The 19,123-nt window shown below is 59.8% G+C and carries 18 protein-coding genes and 2 pseudogenes; 9 read left to right on the forward strand and 11 right to left on the reverse strand.

The features are described from left to right. The 7 genes and pseudogenes from AC1DH9_RS18740 to AC1DH9_RS18770 all read right to left on the reverse strand — a co-directional run. Positions 1 to 416: AGE family epimerase/isomerase (locus AC1DH9_RS18740; RefSeq protein WP_477808564.1), on the reverse strand; the 416-nt coding region annotated here is incomplete at its 3' end. 100 nt (positions 417 to 516) lie between these two features. Continuing rightward, positions 517 to 1,083: pseudogene (locus AC1DH9_RS18745) on the reverse strand (HupE/UreJ family protein); the annotation flags it as partial. A gap of 38 nt (positions 1,084 to 1,121) precedes the next feature. Next, positions 1,122 to 1,736, reverse strand: coding sequence for an urease accessory protein UreG (gene ureG / locus AC1DH9_RS18750; RefSeq protein WP_054595395.1), 615 nt, complete (start codon positions 1,734 to 1,736; stop codon positions 1,122 to 1,124). A 23-nt stretch (positions 1,737 to 1,759) separates the two neighbouring features. After that, complete coding sequence (locus AC1DH9_RS18755) at positions 1,760 to 2,434, reverse strand: urease accessory protein UreF (protein WP_103316275.1); 675 nt, start codon at positions 2,432 to 2,434, stop codon at positions 1,760 to 1,762. Then, a complete protein-coding gene (gene ureE / locus AC1DH9_RS18760) occupies positions 2,431 to 2,931 on the reverse strand; it encodes an urease accessory protein UreE (RefSeq protein ID WP_427538236.1) in 501 nt (166 codons plus the stop codon). The genes AC1DH9_RS18755 and ureE overlap by 4 nt, the downstream gene beginning before the upstream one ends. Positions 2,932 to 3,146: 215 nt before the next feature. Continuing rightward, the gene (locus tag AC1DH9_RS18765; RefSeq protein ID WP_477808565.1) at positions 3,147 to 3,779 is read right to left on the reverse strand and encodes a TetR family transcriptional regulator; all 633 of its coding nucleotides are present in this window, start codon (positions 3,777 to 3,779) and stop codon (positions 3,147 to 3,149) included. 157 nt (positions 3,780 to 3,936) lie between these two features. Beyond that, positions 3,937 to 4,455 carry a WD40 repeat domain-containing protein gene (locus tag AC1DH9_RS18770; RefSeq protein WP_427538230.1) on the reverse strand — a complete coding sequence of 173 codons (519 nt, stop codon included), beginning with the start codon at positions 4,453 to 4,455 and terminating at the stop codon, positions 3,937 to 3,939. A 385-nt stretch (positions 4,456 to 4,840) separates the two neighbouring features. Here AC1DH9_RS18770 and AC1DH9_RS18775 point away from each other — a divergent pair. Further along, a pseudogene (locus AC1DH9_RS18775) lies at positions 4,841 to 6,762 on the forward strand (AsmA family protein). 58 nt (positions 6,763 to 6,820) lie between these two features. Here the strand turns inward: AC1DH9_RS18775 and AC1DH9_RS18780 are convergent. Next, positions 6,821 to 7,747: a LysR substrate-binding domain-containing protein gene (locus tag AC1DH9_RS18780; RefSeq protein WP_427538224.1), complete on the reverse strand. Its 927-nt coding sequence runs from the start codon at positions 7,745 to 7,747 to the stop codon at positions 6,821 to 6,823. Positions 7,748 to 7,888: 141 nt separating this feature from the next. Between AC1DH9_RS18780 and AC1DH9_RS18785 the strand changes: the two genes are divergently transcribed. After that, positions 7,889 to 8,527 carry an FMN-dependent NADH-azoreductase gene (locus AC1DH9_RS18785; RefSeq protein WP_477808566.1) on the forward strand — a complete coding sequence of 213 codons (639 nt, stop codon included), beginning with the start codon at positions 7,889 to 7,891 and terminating at the stop codon, positions 8,525 to 8,527. A gap of 164 nt (positions 8,528 to 8,691) precedes the next feature. Then, on the forward strand, positions 8,692 to 9,582 hold the full coding sequence (locus tag AC1DH9_RS18790; protein ID WP_427538218.1) for an esterase/lipase family protein: 891 nt from the start codon (positions 8,692 to 8,694) through the stop codon (positions 9,580 to 9,582). A gap of 107 nt (positions 9,583 to 9,689) precedes the next feature. Here the strand turns inward: AC1DH9_RS18790 and AC1DH9_RS18795 are convergent, their stop codons facing one another. Continuing rightward, positions 9,690 to 10,577, reverse strand: coding sequence for a DMT family transporter (locus AC1DH9_RS18795; protein WP_427538215.1), 888 nt, complete (start codon positions 10,575 to 10,577; stop codon positions 9,690 to 9,692). A gap of 97 nt (positions 10,578 to 10,674) precedes the next feature. Between AC1DH9_RS18795 and AC1DH9_RS18800 the strand changes: the two genes are divergently transcribed. From AC1DH9_RS18800 to AC1DH9_RS18810, 3 genes are all read left to right on the forward strand, one after another. Further along, entirely contained in the window at positions 10,675 to 11,463 is a 789-nt protein-coding gene (locus AC1DH9_RS18800; RefSeq protein ID WP_427538212.1) for an AraC family transcriptional regulator, read from the forward strand. Between the two features lie 72 nt (positions 11,464 to 11,535). Beyond that, complete coding sequence (locus AC1DH9_RS18805) at positions 11,536 to 11,841, forward strand: PsiF family protein (protein WP_019693799.1); 306 nt, start codon at positions 11,536 to 11,538, stop codon at positions 11,839 to 11,841. A 28-nt stretch (positions 11,842 to 11,869) separates the two neighbouring features. Further along, entirely contained in the window at positions 11,870 to 12,832 is a 963-nt protein-coding gene (locus AC1DH9_RS18810) for an AI-2E family transporter (RefSeq protein WP_477808567.1), read from the forward strand. Between the two features lie 144 nt (positions 12,833 to 12,976). On the opposite strand, the gene AC1DH9_RS18815 is transcribed toward AC1DH9_RS18810, so the two are convergent. Next, positions 12,977 to 14,251 carry an Hsp70 family protein gene (locus AC1DH9_RS18815; protein ID WP_427538209.1) on the reverse strand — a complete coding sequence of 425 codons (1,275 nt, stop codon included), beginning with the start codon at positions 14,249 to 14,251 and terminating at the stop codon, positions 12,977 to 12,979. A gap of 296 nt (positions 14,252 to 14,547) precedes the next feature. Between AC1DH9_RS18815 and AC1DH9_RS18820 the strand changes: the two genes are divergently transcribed. Beyond that, on the forward strand, positions 14,548 to 15,495 hold the full coding sequence (locus AC1DH9_RS18820) for a DnaJ C-terminal domain-containing protein (protein WP_427538206.1): 948 nt from the start codon (positions 14,548 to 14,550) through the stop codon (positions 15,493 to 15,495). 23 nt (positions 15,496 to 15,518) lie between these two features. After that, complete coding sequence (locus AC1DH9_RS18825) at positions 15,519 to 15,824, forward strand: chaperone modulator CbpM (protein WP_427538203.1); 306 nt, start codon at positions 15,519 to 15,521, stop codon at positions 15,822 to 15,824. Positions 15,825 to 15,840: 16 nt separating this feature from the next. Here the strand turns inward: AC1DH9_RS18825 and AC1DH9_RS18830 are convergent, their stop codons facing one another. Next, entirely contained in the window at positions 15,841 to 16,980 is a 1,140-nt protein-coding gene (locus tag AC1DH9_RS18830) for a sensor histidine kinase (RefSeq protein WP_427538200.1), read from the reverse strand. 145 nt (positions 16,981 to 17,125) lie between these two features. On the opposite strand from AC1DH9_RS18830, the gene AC1DH9_RS18835 reads away from it, so the two are divergent. Further along, on the forward strand, positions 17,126 to 19,123 hold a 1,998-nt coding region (locus AC1DH9_RS18835; protein WP_477808568.1), incomplete at its 3' end, for a dermonecrotic toxin domain-containing protein.

Below are 19,123 nucleotides of genomic sequence, written 5' to 3' on the forward strand. Positions count from 1 at the left end.
GCCCAGGCCCAGTAATGGGCGCAGGCAAACAGAATGAAGGCGTGGGTGTAGAGGTCTTTTCGCTGATCCAGCGGCGCGCCATGGGCATCGATGCTGTAGAACCAGCCGCCGTGCTCGGCATCGTGGAAATGCCGTTGCAGGGAGCGAAACAGCGCAGCGGCGCGCTCTTCGGCGGCCGGCACGTCACCGATCAGGCTGGCGAACAGGTACAGCTGCCGCGCGCAGGCCATGGCCCGGTAGCGTTGTGGCGGCAATGGCTGGTGTCCGGCGTCCAGCCCTTCATACGGCAGCGCCATGTCTGCGTTCCATCCGRGCCCTTGCCAGAGCGGCACGATCACGTCCTGGAAGTGCTGCTGCACAGAGGCGAACAGGGCGGTCAATTCAGGCTGGGAGGCGGAGCGGGGAGCATSSGGCATTGGCTGGCGTCGTCACGGCAGGAGTGTTTGCGCGACATGGTAGCAGGCAGGCGGGTCGTAGGCTTGCGAAAGGAGTGCAGGAGTGGGGTCCGTAGCAGCTGGCGAGCAACCAAAACCCTGTCGCCGCCGACGCAGCACCCGCCACCCGAACCAGCGGCGCAGCGGCCTGAGGCAATACGCGCACCATTGCATAACCGGCAGCATGCAGGGCGGCAGTCGCGGCAATGAAGCCAGCGGCATATGCCCAAGGGCTGGACATCTCCGGCAACTCCAGACCATGCGCCACGCCGTGGAACAAGGCAAACAGCGCTGTCGCGCCAATCGCCAGGCTCAACGGCGGACGCACCGCCAATGCCACCGCCAGGCCCAGCGCCAGCACCGAAGCAGCAATCCCGCTTTCCAGCGCCGGCAGGTTCAAGCCTTCAAACCCGAGCAGGCCGCCAATCAGCATGACGCCGACAAAGGTACACGGCAGTGCCCAACGCGCTGCGCCCTTTTGTTGCGCGGCCCATAACCCCACAGCCAGCATCGCCAGCAAATGGTCGAGACCGCCAATCGGGTGGCTGATACCGGCCAGCAAACCGTTGTCGCCATGGCCCGGGTGGGCGAAGGCCAGTGCGGGCGTGAGCAGCAGGGCTGCGGCGGCGAAGATGCGTTTGAGTGTCATGAGTAAGCTTCCTTGTTGATAACGCCTGTGGATAAGTTTCAGGCTGCGGTCAGCAGCCCCTGGCGCTCGATGAAGGCGATGATTTCCTCAAGGCCCTGGCCGGTTTTCTGATTGCTGAAGACGAACGGCTTGCCGCCGCGCATGCGTTGGGTGTCGCTGTCCATCATCGACAGCGATGCGCCCACCAGCGGCGCCAGGTCGATCTTGTTGATCACCAGCAGGTCGGATTTACAGATCCCCGGTCCGCCCTTGCGCGGCAGTTTGTCGCCGGCCGAGACATCGATCACGTAGATCGTCAGGTCCGAGAGTTCCGGGCTGAAGGTCGCCGACAGGTTGTCGCCACCAGACTCCACCAGAATCAGATCGAGACCGGGAAAGCGTCGGTTCAGTTGATCCACTGCTTCGAGGTTGATCGATGCATCTTCGCGGATCGCCGTGTGTGGGCAGCCGCCGGTTTCCACGCCAATGATCCGCTCGGGCGCCAGCGCTTCGTTGCGCACCAGAAAGTCGGCGTCTTCGCGGGTATAGATGTCGTTGGTGACCACTGCCAGGTTGTAGCGATCACGCAACGCCAGGCACAAGGCCAAAGTCAGCGCGGTTTTGCCGGAACCGACCGGGCCGCCGATGCCGACGCGCAGAGGTTGTGTGTTCATGTGATTCTCCAAAATAACAGGCCCTAGGAACGGAACAGGCGGCTGTACTGGCGCTCATGGGCCATGCATGCCAGGGACAGGCCGAAAGCGGCGCTGCCGTAATGTTGAGGGTCAAGGCTTGAGGCGTTCTGCTGGGCCTGCTGCAGCAGCGGCAGCAGTTCGCTGGTGAGCCGTTGTGCGGCTTGCTGGCCCAGTGGCAGGGTTTTCATCAACACCGCCAATTGATTCTCCAGCCAGCTCCAGAGCCAGGCGGCGAGTGCGTCTTGCGGGCTGATCTGCCAGGCGCGTGCGGCCAGCGCCCAGCCGAGGGCCAGATGCGGTTCGCTGCGTTGTGCGAGAAAGCTGCGGGCGGCGTCATCCAGTTCCGGCAAACCGTTGAGCAGTTGCTGCAGGGAATAGCCCATTTGCCGGCTTTCCTGATGCAGCTCGCGGGTTTCCCGGCTGGCGCGGTGTTCCTCACAGCGTTGCAGCAACTGCGGCCAGTCTTCATTGGCGGCGGCAGTGCAATGGGCGAGCAGCAGCGGCGCTTCGAAACGCGCCAGGTTCAGCAGCAACTGATCGCTGATCCAGCGTTTGGCCGATTCCGGGTCGTTTACGCGGCCGTTATCCACAGCCATTTCCAGGCCTTGGGAATAGCTGTAGCCACCAATCGGCAATTGCGGGCTGGCCAGACGCAGCAGCGCCCAGGCCGGGTTCACGTGCGTACGCCGAACTGGTGCAGTTTCGGCGGATAGTTGAAGTCCTCGTCGCCGTGCCGCGAATGATGATGGCCACCGCCATAGGCGCCGTGCTCCGGCTGGAACGGTGCTTCGATGTTTGCGGTGTGCGCACCCAGCTGTTCGAGCATGGCTTTGAGCACGTAATCGTCGAGCAGGCGCAGCCAGCCATCACCGACTTGCAGGGCTACGTGGCGATTGCCCAGGTGATAGGCGGCGCGGGTCAGTTCGAACGTATTGGCGCAGGTGACGTGCAGCAGTTGTTCGGGGCGGGCACAGACGCGGACGATGCGGCCGTCTTCGGCCTCCAGGCATTCGCCGTCGTACAGCGGTGGCTGCCCGCGCTCCAAAAACAACCCGACGTCTTCACCTTCGGCACTGAAACAGCGCAGGCGACTTTTACTGCGCGCCTCGAAGTTCAGGTGCAACTCGGCGGCCCAGACGGGTTGAGGGTCGATTCTGCGATGAATCACCAGCATTGGAAGGCTTCCAGCAAAGGACAATGCTCAGGCTAGAGCAAGGGGCTTGCCAATCGGACGAGACGTAGGAAAACCCTGTCAGAGCGTAGAAGATGTTTCTGGATGTTGCGGGATTTTGAATAAGTGCGGGTGGGTTTGGTGCGCGCAGGTTTTGTGCGCACCATTTTGTAGCGCATAAAAAGAGCGCTGCCGCAGGCTGCGATCTTTTTAAATGATTACTCGGTACTGCCCAGGCCTTGYCAGTGTTTGAGACCGATAAAGATAAAGCGCAGTTGCTGAGTGATCTTCGCCTGTGGCGTCAGGTGAACGGGCAAGGCTTCGGCGGGCGGGTCGATGATGTCGGGGAGGGTAGCGAACACGCTTTTGACGATCAGGTCGGCCATGACCGACAACCCGGCAAAATCGAGGTGTTGCAGTTTGGGCATCAAGGACAGGTCGGCGGCCAGGTCCGAGCTGATGTTCTCGCGCAGTGTGCCGATGGCCAGGCGCACTGGCAGCGAGCCGCCATATTGTTCGCGCGCCAGAAACAGGAACTGCGAACGGTTGGCCGCGACCACATCAAGGAAAATTCGCACCGAGGCATCGATGATTCCGCCCATGACGAATTCATTGTGGCGCACCAGGCGAATGGTTTCGCGGAAGGTCTGGCCGACTTCGCTGACCAGTTCCAGCCCCAGCTGATCCATATCGGCAAAGTGCCGGTAGAAACCGGTCGGGACAATACCAGCGGTTTTCGCCACTTCACGCAGACTCAGGCTGCCGAATCCTCGGCCGCATTCCATCAGGTGGCGGGCAGCGTCCATCAAGGCGTTGCGGGTCTGTTGTTTCTGTTCGGCGCGGGGCAGCATCAGGCGGCTGACTTCTAATCAAGGACAGCGGCGCACTCTAGCAAATCAGCTTTGATGGCGTCGAACTTGTGTAAAGGAAGGTGGGGCGGGGAGTGCGAGTTACATAAAGTCAAAGCCCGATCCAGGAGATCGGGCTTTTTTCCGGGCCAGCATGGCCTTAGCTCAGGCTAGCGTTGCGTTCGATCACACGGTCACCACCACCTTCAGCCAGGGTCTGACCTTGTGGGGTGCGATCGGAACCGTCGGAAGCCAGGGTCTGACCTTGTGGAGTGCGATCGGATCCGTCAGAAGCCAGGGTCTGACCTTGTGGAGTGCGATCGGATCCGTCGGAAGCCAGGGTCTGACCTTGTGGAGTGCGATCGGAACCGTCGGAAGCCAGGGTCTGACCTTGTGGGGTGCGATCGGATCCGTCGGAAGCCAGGGTCTGMCCTTGTGGAGTGCGATCGGAACCATCAGAGGCAAGGATCTGGCCTTGTGGTGTCTTGTCGTAGCCGTCCTGAGTAATCAGGCCTTTTTCTTTCAGACGTTCGTTACCATTCGCACCGTCGGCAACCGTTTGGCTATAAGCCGTATGGCTGGATTTGACTTGTGGAGTTGCCTGATCGGCAGCTGGCAGAGCAAAAGCGGTGCTGGCTAACATCGAAAGGGTCAGGCTAAGCAGTAATTGGCGTTTCATGATGGGCTGCTCCTTGGGAGGGCTATAAAGTGGGTACGAAGTTAATGCTACTCTCGATAAGTCGATATAAAAGTTCATAAAGGCAATGGTAATAATCAACGGAATTGATTGTTCGGCCGAAAGCCTCTAGATCACACGTTTCCGCGGAACGCTTTTGCACCGAGGTGGGTATTTTCGACTCACTCGCGCGACGAAAAAGCGCGAGGATGGGTAACGGAAGCTGGCTGACCGGTCAGGAAAAATGGTTTTTTTATACCCGAATGGAAGGGCGTTAAACCTGTGAGCCATTTGCCAGTCGTAATTTCTATAATCCGCCGATTCTGGCCTACCGTTTCATATGTGCGTCGCAGTTCGGGCGCTGAGTCGTAATCAGGAGCCCCGTGCAATGACGCGCACTCGTAAAATTCTCGCTTGGGTTGTTGGCAGTCTCGTGCTGCTGATGGCGCTGCTGGTGGTGATCATCGCGTTCTTCGACTGGAACCGGATCAAACCGCCGCTCAACAGCAAAGTCTCCGAAGAACTGCACCGCCCCTTCGCCATCAATGGCAACCTGACGGTGACCTGGAAGCGTGAAGTTGATGAAGGCGGTTGGCGCGCCTGGGTGCCGTGGCCGCATGTGGTGGCCGAGGACTTGAGCCTGGGCAACCCGGACTGGTCGAAAAAGCCGCAAATGGCCAGCCTCAAACGCGTTGAGCTGCGGGTCTCGCCGCTGGCGCTATTGGCGCAACGGGTAGTGATTCCACGCATCGACCTCACCGAACCCAATGCCGATCTGCAGCGTCTGGCTGATGGCCGCGCCAACTGGACCTTCAAATTTGATCCGAAGGACCCGAACGCCGAACCGTCCCGCTGGGTGGTAGACATCGGAGCAATCGGCTTCGACAAGGGCCACGTCACGCTCGATGACCAGAGCCTCAACACACAGCTCGACCTGCTGATCGACCTGTTGGGCAAGCCGATTCCGTTCAGTGACATCGTCGGTGATAAAGCCGCGAAGAAAGCCCTGGAAAAGGGCTCGGCGCCGCAAGACTATGCATTCGCACTGAAGGTCAAAGGCCAGTACCACGGTCAGAAACTCGCGGGCGAAGGCAAGGTTGGCGGGCTGCTGGCATTACAGGACGCGGCCAAGCCGTTCCCGTTGCACGCGCAGGTGAAGATTGCCGACACCAGCGTCGAGTTGGCCAGGCGGACGGTGCGACGTTCCACTACGAGGCATTCAACGGCACCATCGGCAGCAGCGATATTCACGGCGACCTGACGTATGTCGCCAGCCAGCCACGGCCCAAGCTCAGTGGCGCGGTGGTCTCCAATCAACTGCTGTTCGCCGACCTCGCGCCGTTGATCGGCGCCGACTCCAATGCCAAGCAAAAGGCCCGGGGCGGCGAAAGCAAGCAGCCGGCGGACAAGGTATTGCCGGTCGAGGAGTTCCATACCGAGCGCTGGCGCGATATGGACGCGGATGTCGAATTCACCGGCAAACGCATTGTTCAAAGCGAGAAGCTGCCGTTTACCGATCTCTATACGCACCTGGTGCTCAACGATGGTCAGATCAGCCTGGAGCCGCTGCGCTTTGGCGTCGCGGGCGGCAAGCTCGATGCGCAGGTCCGTCTGAACGGCCTTGTCGTTCCGTTGGAAGGACGGGCGAAACTGACCGCGCGCGGCTTCAAGCTCAAGCAACTGTTCCCGAGCTTCGAGACGATGAAAACCAGCTTTGGGGAACTCAACGGTGACGCCGATCTCGCGGGTCACGGCAACTCGGTGGCCGCGTTGCTGGGCAGCTCCAATGGTGATCTGAAGCTGTTGATGAACGACGGTGCGATCAGTCGCCAACTGATGGAGTTGGCCGGGCTGAATGTCGGCAATTATGTGGTCGGGAAAATTTTTGGCGACCAGGACGTGAAGATCAATTGCGCGGCGGCCGACTTCGACGTCAAGAACGGTCTGGCGACCTCCCGGCTGTTTGTGTTCGACACCGAGAACGCGATCGTCTACATCGACGGCACGGCGAACATGGCCACTGAGCAGCTCGACCTGACCATCACGCCAGAGTCCAAGGGCGTGCGGGTGATCTCGTTGCGTTCGCCGCTGTATGTGCGCGGTAAGTTCATCAAGCCGGATACCGGCGTGAAGGGCGTGCCGCTGATGTTGCGGGGCGCGGGGATGGTGGCGCTGGGCGTGATTGCCGGTCCGGCGGCGGGGCTGCTGGCGCTGGTGGCGCCGAGTGGCGGTGAGCCGAATCAGTGCGTGCCGTTGTTGGCGCAAATGAAGGCGGGCAAGGCGCCGGCGACGGTCAAGCCGACCAAATAGTCGGCTGTCAGTGATCGTTCCCACGTGTGGGAACGATCATCGTAGCCAGTGGCGGCACCTACGGGCGTTCGTGTGATGGCTGCGATTTTGGCAAAAGCCCCGAAAGCTTTGCCTCTTCATCCAGCCACTGGAAAAACGCCCGCACGGGCGGATGCCGTTCGCGACCGGGCACACACAGTGCGCTGTAGCCGGCGCCATCCACCTGAACCTCAGGGCGATACCCCACCAGCAAACCACTGGCGACACTTTCCGACACCAGAATATTGCTCGCCAGCACCAGCCCCTGGCCGGCAATCGCCGCTTGCAGGGCGTAATGCTCTTCGTCGTATTCACGCGTGACGGGATGGCGACTCAGCCAGGTTTCCCCGGCTTGTGCGCACCAGGCTTCCCAGCCGTGGGCGTAGAGCCTGGAATTGTGCCAATTCACGCTGATCAGCGTCGGTGTCCGGCTGCTGCCCAGGGCGACTTGCTCGGGCGAACCGTAGACCCCGAATTGCTCATCGAACAGGCACTGGCCATAGAGGTTCGGGTAGTCGTCGAGGCTGTAGCGGATCACCAGGTCGACACTCGCGTCCTGATGCAGGTCGATGACCTCGCAGTGGGTGTCTAGCCGCAGTTTGATGTTCGGGTGGCTGGCGTAGAAGCGCCCCAGGCGCGGCACCAGCCACAGCGTGGCAAAGGCTGGCGTGGTGGAAATCATCAGCGTGCTGCCGCTGCGTTGCGGGCGCAGGGTGTCGACGCTATGCGCCACTTCGAGCAAGGCGCCATGCAGGCTGCGGAACAGCCTTTCACCGCAGTCGGTCAGTTTCACGCGGCGCGGCAAACGTTCGAACAACGGCACACCGAGCCAGTTTTCCAGCGAGCGGATTTGATGTGAGATCGCTGTCGGCGTCACTGACAGTTCATCGGCAGCCGCCTTGAAGCTCAGCAGCCGTGAGGCGGATTCGAACGCGCGCAGGGCGGTCAGGGGCAGCGAGGCAAACATCCGAAAACTCCATGGATGAAATGGATTCATCCTGACTGACTTTTACTCATTTGAAGACAGGTGGCTGTGCGCTTCAAGCTTAAAGCCAGCTGCTTCAACACAGTTTGATCTTTCAGGTTTAGTCATTTCAAGGAAATTCAGATGAGTAAGATTCTTGCAATACACGCCAGTCCTCGTGGTGACCGTTCGCACTCACGGCGGTTGGCCGAAGTGTTTCTTGCCGCGTGGCAGACCCATCATCCGCACGCGCGGTTGAGCCGTCGTGAAGTCGGTCGGGCGTTGATCCCGCCGGTCAACGAAGCGTTCATCGCCGCGGCGTTTTATCCTGAGCCCGGGTCTCGGCCGCTGTCGATGCAGGCCGACCTGGYGCTCAGCGATGAACTGGTCGGCGAGCTGTTCGACCACGATTTGCTGGTGATCTCCACGCCCATGTACAACTTCAGCGTGCCCAGCGGCCTCAAGGCCTGGATCGACCAGATCGTGCGCCTGGGCCTGACCTTCAATCACTCGCTGGACAATGGCATCGCCCAGTACGAGCCATTGGTGAAGGGGAAAAAAGCCCTGATCATCACCAGCCGTGGCGGTTTTGGTTTTGGCCCCGGTGGCGAGAATGAAGCGATGAACCACGCCGATCCGCTGCTGCGCACCGCACTGGGTTTTATCGGCATCGACGACATCACCGTGGTCGCGGCCGAAGGCGAAGAATCCGCCGAACGGACGTTTGCGGTTTCATCTGCCGAGGCTGAGCAACGCTTGTTGGCGCTGTCCAGGGTGTTTTGAAATGGCCTGGGTGTTTCTGCTGATTGCCGCCGCGTGGGCTTGAAGTAGGGGGGCTGGAATGTCATAGACTGGTCGTGAAGGTGTCATCCTCGGTGGCGATGCTCGTGAGCGACAACTTGCATCCCGCCCTGGGCCTTCTTACTCGATGACAAGGATGTCTGCCCATGTCGCAAGAGACCGCCACGCGTTATCCCTTGGTGCTGGTCCCGGGAATGCTCGGCTTTATTCGCCTGCTGTTCTACCCCTACTGGTACGGGATCATTTCGGCGCTGCGCCGGGGTGGGGCGACAGTGATCGCGGTTCAGGTTTCGCCGGTCAACTCCAACGAAGTGCGCGGTGAAGAGCTGTTGGTGCAAATCGATGAAATATTGCGCGAAACCGGCGCGGGCAAAGTCAATCTGATCGGCCACAGCCAAGGTTCGCTGACCGCCCGTTACGCGGCCGCCAAGCGCCCGGACCAGGTAGCCTCGGTGACCTCCGTAGCGGGGCCTAACCATGGCTCGGAGCTGGCGGACTACCTGCACAGACACTGTCCGCCCGACAGTGCAAAAGGCCGTGTGCTGAGCGCCTTGTTGCAGCTGGTTGCGTGGCTGATGGGGCTGCTGGAAACCGGTCATCGCAGGCACAAATGGCCGGTGGATGTGCATGCCTCGCACAATTCGCTGACCAGCGAAGGGGTTGCGTTGTTCAACCGGTGTTATCCACAGGGATTGCCCGAGACCTGGGGCGGGCATGGGCCGGAGCTGGTCAACGGCGTGCGCTATTACTCGTGGTCAGGGACCTTGCAATCGGGCAAGACCGACCGTGGCGGCAACCTGTTCGACGGCACTAACCGCAGCTGTCGCTTGTTCGCCACCACCTTCGTCCGCGAAGCGGGGCATTGCGACGGTATGGTCGGGCGCTACAGCTCGCACTTGGGCACGGTGATTGGCGATGAGTACCCGCTGGATCACTTCGACATCGTCAACCAGTCGCTGGGGCTGGTGGGCAAGGGAGCGGATCCGGTGCGGTTGTTTGTCGAGCATGCGCAGCGGTTGAAGGCGGCGGGAGTGTAAGGAGTTTGATCGGGTTATCGTTCATCGCGAGCAGGCTCGCTCCCACAGGGAATTTGTGAACGACACAGATCCAATGTGGGAGCGAGCCTGCTCGCGATGAGGTCAGATCAGGCAACGCAGGTCTTGCGGCCCAACGCCAAGGTCCAACGCTCCGAAAGAATCACCCCACCCAACGTCAGCACTCCACCCACCAAGTGATACAGCGCCAGTTGCTCATGCAGCACCACCGCCGCAATCAATGCGGTAATCAATGGCAGCAAGTTGAAGAACAGCGTGGTTCGGCTTGGCCCCAGACGCACCACCGCTTGCATCCACGCCAGTGGCGCGAGCATYGAGGCCAGCAGGCAGGCATAAAGCACCAGTGGAATGTTCTGCAAAGTCGGGCCGACTTTGGGCGAGGCCATGAACAGTGGAAACAACACCACCACTGCCACCAGCACCTGCAAATACAACAGCACCAGCGGCGGCAAACGCAGCTGCCATTTTTTCAGCAAGGTGCTGTAGACCGCATAGGCCAGGGTCGCGATCAGCATCATCGCATCGCCCAGGTTGACCCCGTGTTCCAGTAGCGCACCCAGGCTGCCGGACGAAACCACCACCAGCACGCCGGCAAACGACAGCACCGCACCGGCCAGCGCGCCGGCGGTCAGTCGTTGGCCGAGGCTGATAATGGCCATGGCCAGCGACATTAACGGCATAAGCGACAGGATGATGCCCATGTTGGTGGCCGAGGTCAGCGTTGCGGCGAAGTAGGCCAGGCTTTGATAGACCGCCATACCAAGCACGCCGAGGACGAAGACCTTGCCCAGGTTCGGGCGAATCACCGCCCAATGACGCATCACCGGTCTGAGCATGAATGGCGTGAACAGCATTCCGGCGAGCAGCCAGCGATAAAAACCGATCTCGGCGGGAAAGATCGCGCCGACTGCCAGTTTGTTGATCACGGTATTGCCGGCCCAGATGAAAATGGCCAGCAGGGGATAAGCGTATTGCATGGGAAAAACCAGAACGTTAATGACGGGGGTGATTATCCCCTGTCTGGATGCGCGTCTATACTTCGATCCAGACAACCTGCCCCTGATGACAGACAGCATGAACAGTAAACACATCGATCTGCTGGATTTCAGCGAACTGCCGGCCCCCGTGTACTTCCGCTATGCCGACTTTGATGCTCACCGCTTTGCCTCGGCTCACCGCCATCCATGGGGCACGCTGGAGTATTCGGCCCACGGCGTATTGCACATGGAAATCGGCGGCAGCCGCTTCATGTCGCCGCCGCAATACGCGGTGTGGGTGCCGCCGCAGACCGAGCACAGTTTCTACAGCAACCAGCCGATCAATTACCGCGCGGTGTGCCTCTCGCCGCCACTGTGTCGCGACCTGCCGCAACAGGCCTGCACGCTGGCGATCAGTGACATTCTCAAGGCGATCCTCAAGGACTTCGCTGCCCGCGACGTCAAGATCCCCGAGCGCCCGGCAGACAAGCGCCTGGCCGAGGTGTTGGTCGATCAGCTTCAACAAGCGCCAGTGCATAACTGTTATTTGCCTTACGCCAGCAGCGTCGGATTGCTCGGTGTGCTCGAAACCTTGCAGGCATCACCGGGCGACAATCGGCCACTGGCGCAGTGGGCCGAGCAAATCCACGTCAGCGAACGAACCCTGGCCCGGCAGTTTGTCCGCGAACTGGGCATGAGCTTCGGTGAGTGGCGCCAACGCCTGCGTTTCCTCGCTTCGATCGAAGCACTGGACAACTCGCGCAGCATTCAGGAGATCGCCTTCGATATGGGCTACAGCACGTCGTCGGCGTTTATCGCGATGTTTCAGCGCCAGGCCGGTTGCACGCCGGAGCAGTATCGACGGACCACGCTGGATAGTAGGTGAAGGTGTAACGGGCTTTGTCTACACTCCCCCTCGAGGCCGTGCCCATCGGCGCGGTAACAAGGAGAAAACTCCATGAAGATGCTGCGTATCCCTTTGTTGATGATCGGTCTGCTGCTCTGCTCCCAGGGCTTTGCCGCCACGGCTCAGCAGAACAAAATGGCCACCTGTAACGCCGACGCCACCGCGAAAGCCCTCAAGGGTGATGAGCGCAAAGCCTTTATGAGTACCTGCCTGAAAGCCGCACCGGCGGCAGAAGCAGCCAAGCCGATGACCCCTCAACAAGAGAAGATGAAAACCTGCAACGCCACCGCTACCGCGCAGGCGCTTAAAGGTGATGCGCGCAAAACCTTCATGAGCGATTGCCTGAAGAAAAAATAATCCGTTTGAGTAAAACACGGTCGAGTGTGTGAGCGATGGGCTACTGCTGGTGAYACCGCTGCGACTGTTGCCCAGTCTGCTGGCCGGGTTACTGGTGTTCGAACTGGTCAACATGCTCACCCCGCAGTTGCAACGACTGATCGAAGGGCGGCGCGCACGCTGGCTGGCCGTGGCCTTGCTTGGCACGCTGGTGGTCAGTGTACTGGCGCTGATTTTTGCCGGTGCTATCAGTTTTCTGCTGCATGAAGCGGAAAACCCCGGGGCTTCCCTGGACAAATTCATGCTGGTGGTCGACAAGGCGCGGGGCCAGTTACCGCCATTCATCGACGCTTACCTGCCCGCCAGCGCCGCTGAATTTCGCGTGGCCATCGGCGAGTGGCTGAGCAAACACCTGAGCGACCTGCAACTGGTCGGCAAAGACGCCGCGCACATGTTCGTCACGTTGCTGATCGGCATGGTGCTGGGGGCGATCATCGCCTTGCAGCGCATCCCTGACCTGACCCAGCGCAAACCCCTGGCGGCGGCACTGTTCGATCGTTTGCACCTGCTGGTTCAAGCGTTTCGCAATATCGTCTTTGCGCAGATCAAGATTTCCCTGCTCAACACCTTCTTTACCGGGATCTTCCTGGCGGTGATCCTGCCGCTGTTCGGGATCAAGCTGCCGTTGACCAAGACCCTGATCGTGCTGACCTTCCTGCTGGGCTTGCTGCCGGTGATCGGCAACCTGATGTCCAACACGCTGATCACCATCGTCGGCTTGTCGTTGTCGATCTGGGTTGCGGTGGCGGCGCTGGGCTACCTGATCTTTATCCACAAGTTGGAATACTTCCTCAACGCACGGATTGTCGGTGGGCAGATCAGTGCCAAGTCCTGGGAGTTGTTGCTGGCAATGCTGGTGTTCGAAGCCGCATTCGGCCTGCCGGGGGTGGTGGCGGGGCCGATTTATTACGCGTACCTGAAGAGCGAGTTGAAGCTGATCGGGATGGTTTGATCTGGCATTTGTAGTGCCTGGACTGACCTCATCGCGAGCAGGCTCGCTCCCACATTTGCTCACCTGTGTTCACAAATAGTGTGTGCACAGGAGATCCAGTGTGGGAGCGAGCCTGCTCGCGATGGGCGCGCCACAGGGGTTGTGTCAGGCCAAGGTGCCGTAACGCTTCATCGCCTCGATCGCCAGGCCGCTGCCGATGCTGCCGAAGATGTTCCCTTCAACATGCTGCGCGTTCGGCAGCATCGCCGACACGCTGTTACGCAGCGCCGGAATCCCGCTCGAACCACCCGTGAAGAACACTGTATCCACCTGGTCGACACGCACATTGGCGTCGTTGAGCAATTGGCTCACGCTGTTGCGCACCCGCTCCAGCAGGTTGTCGATGGCCGACTCGAACAACGCCCGGCTCAGTTCGACGCTCAAGCCCGGTTCGATCCGGTCCAGCGGCACGTGGCGACTGTCGGCATGGGTCAGCTGGATCTTGGTTTCTTCCACTTCCATTGCCAGCCAGTGCCCGGCGCGCTGGTCGATCAGCTTGAACAGGCGATCGATACCGCCGGTGTCTTCGATGTCGTAACGCATGCTGCCCAACGCCAGGGTCGACTTCTGCGAGTACACCGAGTTGATGGTGTGCCAGGTCGCCAGGTTCATGTGGTGGCTGGTGGGCATGTAGGCGCCACTTTTCATCCGGCTGCCGTAGCCGAACAGCGGCATCAGGCCTTGCAGGCTGAGTTGCTTGTCGAAATCGGTCCCGCCGATGTGCACGCCGCCGGTGGCGAGGATGTCGTCGTGACGGTTGTCATGGCCGCGTCGCTCAGGGGACAGGCGCACGAGGGAGAAGTCCGAGGTACCCCCGCCGATGTCGACGATCAGCACCAGCTCTTCCTTTTCGATGGTCGACTCATAGTCGAACGCTGCGGCAATCGGTTCGTACTGGAACGAGACGTCCTTGAAACCGATGGCGCGGGCTACGTCCACCAGGGTGTTTTCGGCTTCCTGGTCGGCCATTTCATCGTCATCGACGAAAAATACCGGACGCCCCAGCACCACTTCTTCGAATTCTCGACCGGCGGCGGTCTCGGCACGCTTCTTCAATTGGCCGATGAACAGCCCGAGCAGGTCCTTGAACGGCATTGCCGTGCCCAGGACGCTGGTGTCGTGCTTGATCAGCTTGGAGCCCAGCAGGCTTTTGAGCGAGCGCATCAAGCGGCCTTCGTAGCCTTCCAGGTACTCGTGCAGCGCCAGCCGGCCGTACACCGGGCGGCGTTCTTCCATGTTGAAGAAGACCACCGACGGCAGGGTGATTTTCTCGTCCTCCAGCGCGATCAGCGTTTCCATGCCAGGGCGCAGCCAGCCGACAGTGGAGTTGGACGTGCCAAAGTCGATACCACAGGCACGGGCCGGAGATGCGTTTTTCATGTCTTTCAGGTTCCGGTTAAAAAACGGCCGCGCAGTGTATGTCAGAGCGGCGCAGAATCGAAGGCCGACTATCCGCTAAATTCAAGGTCACCGCTCACTTGAAAGACTATCCTTGTTCCCCAAACATACGGACATGGCGTGGCAGCCACTCGGTGATCAAGTGATCCGCTCGAGCTGCCGATAAACTTCTGATGCGCTGTCCGATCATATACTTGAGATCGGTCAAGCCTGTGGCAGCCAATCAGTGCATGCTGTGCCTGGCTGCGCGATATCGATAACGGATGGTGATTCCCTCGATGGACTTCAAAGACTATTACAAGATTCTCGGTGTGGAGCCGACTGCTGACGATAAGGCGATCAAGGCCGCCTATCGCAAGCTGGCGCGCAAATACCACCCCGACGTCAGCAAGGAAAAGGACGCCGAGGCCAAGTTCAAGGATGTCTCGGAAGCCTATGAAGCGCTGAAAAGCGCCGACAAGCGCGCCGAATACGACGACCTGCGCAAATACGGCCAGCATGGCCAACCGTTCCAGGGCCCGCCGGGTTGGCAGGGGCGTGGTGCGGGTGGTTTTGGTGGCGGTCAGGACAGTGGTGACTTTTCGGACTTCTTCAGTTCGATTTTCGGCAACCGTGGTGGTGGCTTTGGTGGTGGACAGTCAGGCCGCAGTGCCGGTCGTCGAGGGCAAGACGTGGAAATGGAATTACCGGTTTTTCTGGAAGAAACCCTGTCGACCGAATCGAAGAAGGTCAGCTTCCAGGTGCCGCAGTACAACGCGGCCGGCCAGCATGTCAGCAATACCAGCAAAAGCCTGAACGTGAAGATTCCGGCGGGTGTCACCGATGGTGAGCGCATTCGGCTCAAGGGCCAGGGGGCACCGGGTGTCGGTGGCGGCGCCAATGGCGACCTGTACCTGACTATTCGTTTTGCGCCGCACCCGAAATACGATGTTGAAGGTGAAAACCTGATCATCACCCTGCCGCTGGCCCCGTGGGAGCTGGCGCTGGGTGCGGAAGTCGCGGTGCCGACCCTCACCGGCAAGATTAACCTGAAAGTTCCAGCCGGTAGCCAGAACGGCCAGCGCATGCGCGCCAAAGGCCACGGCTTGCTGAACAAGGCTGGCCATCGCGGTTACCTGTTCGTGCAACTCAAGGCGGTGATGCCTAAACACACTGACGATGACGTCAAGGCGCTGTGGCAAGAGCTGGCGAAGAAAGCCGCTTTTAATCCGCGGGAGCATTTTTGATCCAAGAGAAGGAGTAGCCAATCATGAGCAACCCCCTGATCGTTCAACTGGACATGGCAGAATTCTGTGAGGCGACCGATTTACCGGACGTCTACGTGATCGAAATCGTCGAACACGGCATCCTCGAACCTCAGGGCGCGCAGCCTAAGGATTGGCGTTTCAACGACTATGAACTGGCGGTCGCCAGGCGTGCCGCCAAGTTGCACCGAGACCTTGAGCTGGAATGGGAAGGCGTCGCCCTGGCGCTCGACCTGCTCGAAGAAGTGCAGCAACTGCGCACCGAAAACCGGATGCTCAGGCAGCGGCTGGGGCGGTTGCTGGTCGAATAGCAGACTAAACCTGCGTCTAGGAAACCACCCGCGACACCCTTGGTAATACCACGCTGAACGTCGTGCCCTCGGCCTCGCTGGAGCTGACTTCGATCGTGCCCTGGTGGGCGTCGACCACTTGTTTGACGATGAACAAGCCGAGCCCAAGGCTGGTGGAAGGGCCGGCGAGTTCTTCGCTGGCGCTGCGTACCAGTGGGTCGAAAATCGTCGGCAGTGCCTCGGCGGAAATCGGCTCGCCATGGTTGTGCATGGCCAGCGTCACCTGATCTTTTTCTCCGATGATGCTCAGGGTTACCGGACGGTGATCGGCACCGTGTTGCAAGGCATTACCGATGAGGTTTTGCAGCAGTTGGCCGAGGCGCGTGCGGTCCCAGATGCCATGGGTGTCGCCCTCGACAATCAGTTGCGAGTTACAGCCGGGCTGACCGGCGCCGGCTTCGTCCAGCGCAGCTTTTGCGGTGGCGGCCAGGTCCATCGGTGCCGGTTCGATCGGCAGGCTGCTGCCCAGTCGGCTGCGTACCAGCTCCAGCAAGTCGCTGACCATCGCAGCCATGTGCCGGGCACTGGTCTTGATGCTTGTCACATAGGTCTGGGCGTCGGTGTCCAGTTTGGCCTTGCGTAGCAGCATCTCGGTGGACATGTTCACCGCCTGCAAGGGGGTGCGCAGATCATGGCCCAGAATGGCCAGGAAGATGTCCCTTGAACGATTGACCTGCTCGGCGTAGGCCGCAGTGGACTCGGCCAGGGCTTCGTCGATGGCTTCGTTGAAACGGATCATGTCCTGCAAATACGCCACGTCCGGCGACTCCAGGCTGTTGACCCACAGGCGAATCACGCTGGCCCGCAAATGCCGGAACTCAGAGGTCATCTGCACCAGATCAAACCCCACGTTATGCCGAAGCTCGCCATGGCTGGCGGCTGCCTTCTCCAGGCCCGGGGTTTTTTCCGGGCCTTCGCCCCTGGCCTTGGCCGCTTGTTCGCGGGCGGTCTGGGCGGTCTTCATGTCGCGGGAAGCGGCCAACAGGATCGATGTGGCGTGGTCGCGCAGGAGCGTCCGGTCCATGGAGTCAGGGTCGGGGGCTATGGTTCGGGCGAACTGCTCCCATTCGTCGACGATGCGGTCGACGTGAGTCACGATGAATTCGGATAGACGCATGGTCGAAGGCTCCACGCAGTAAGCGCTGGACTGTCTCGCATTCTAGCGCCTTTAAGATCGGGTCAAAACTACCGTTGACGAGCAGGATCAGCCACGGTGGTTGTCAGGGTAATTATCAAAAGTGCCGCTCCCGGATGCTTCCCCGGTGGCGGTTGGCGACAACGAAAACAAGTACCTCGATTATTTAGTGGGGAACATTCCAGCGCTGCTGAAAAATGCACCGGTTTCAAGGCTTGCATCGATCACTGATCTGAAACCCGCCTTTCCCGAGTGGTACAGCAATGCACGTGGTATCGACCGCCAATACCTGAAAGAGCTCATTAATGAACACTGGGGTTTGCGGGACACGCTGGACAAAACACTGGGGGATTTGCAAAAGGATATTAAAGGGTTCGCTGAACCGTTGCTCGTTCAGGCGTTGAAGGAACAGTTGAATCTGGAACTGGATGTCAAGGCGACGTCACTGCGGCTTTATGTTCCCGCCAAACTGGGGTTTGGTGCCGTCGATACGAATGCCAGTCGACTCAGACACTCCACACTGCTGGAAGCCGCCCTGCATAACTTCGAAGAACCTGAAACCCTGGCGGGGGCATTTCGCGAGGGTTCTGGCGTCTTTACGACGGACGCCGAAGGCGCTCCCTTGCGCCATGAACTGACCGTCGAGAAGTTTGCAGCCCTGTGTCGGACACTGGACATCGGAGCGCAGTATCAACGACACATCACGGCTTTGCTGAGGCCTGTAGATGTCGAGGCCAGGGCAATACTTGAGTTACAGTCCATTGCCAGTGAAAAAGCAGCTTTCAACGAATCGGCGCTCATAGCCTATTTGAAGAAGGACATCACTTCCGATGTCTATGGGAAGTTGCAACAAGTGCGCGATGACAAGACGGACATACGGTTGGGTAATCGTCCCTTGCACTGTCATCGACTGTCACTCATGGGGTTCAAGCTGACCGGTATTGTGCTGTTCAGTGCCGTGGCTGATCCGTCGACCATCAAAACAACCTTTGACAGCCTGGTTCCAGAACATCGGCGAACGATGATGGAGTGGTCGCGTAGGCTGATGCTTCTACCGGGRCAGGAGTTTGAGCAGTTCAAGGTGCTCAAGGCGTTTTTTGCCAACGGTCCCAGCGCTATGGTCGAGGAAGTGTTTCGCCGCGACGATATCCATGAACAAAGTCGTCTGGAGGGAAGGCTGATCGCTTATGTTCCCGACGACCCCGATCATCCGCTCAAGGAATATGCCTCGTTCACCGACTTCATGAAGACGCTGACGAGCCAATTGCGCACCTCGGACTATCAACAGTTTTTCAGTCGGTTCGTGGCGCACAAAGACCAGGGCAGATTCTTCAGCCGAGTCCGGGAGCGGTTCACGACCTTTACCTGGACGCAGCGCGAGCCGTTGGACATGGGGCCGTGGTGGCGAGAGAACGCGGTCGAGAACCCCGACGCGGAGCCCATTACCAATGTCATTTCAGGCGATCTCTGGCCGCAGCTTAGTCGGTGGCGGGTGGACAAAGCGATTGCCGATGCGCGACAGATCGCCGTGCCGACCGACGATGAAGACAGTGCCACCCGCTGGAATCGGCTGACCAGCTACCTGAATATCGGCTGGAACGTGTTCAACTTTGGTGCCATGTTGGTCCCGGGCCTTGGGGAGGCGGTTCTGGCTGCGATGGTCGGGCAGATGCTGTTCGAAACCATGGAAGGGATTGAAGAGTGGAGCAAAGGGGACAAGGAAGACGCCGCTGCCCATCTCACCGGCGTCATGATCAATTTCGCCCAGTTGGCAATCATGGCTGCCGGGCATGTGTTGCCGGGCGGTACGCCTGCGCCAGTCAAACCATCGTCTTTTATCAACCAGCTGAAACAGGTTGAGCTCCCTGACGGCAAGATCCGCCTCTGGAATGCGGACCTGAAGTCCTACGAGTACGACATGACGTTGCCACAAGGGGCAAAGCCAAGCGAGCAGGGCCTGTATCGGCACAACGAAAAAGACATCCTGAAGCACGAGAACAGGTATTTCGTCGTCAGTGAGGATCCACACACTGGCCAGCCACGCCTGCGGCACCCGAACAGGCCGGGAGCTTATCAGCCAAAACTTGCGCACAACGGTGCCGGGGCCTGGAAAACCGAGCTGGAC

It is taken from the genome of Pseudomonas sp. 05T35 (genome assembly GCF_056396605.1).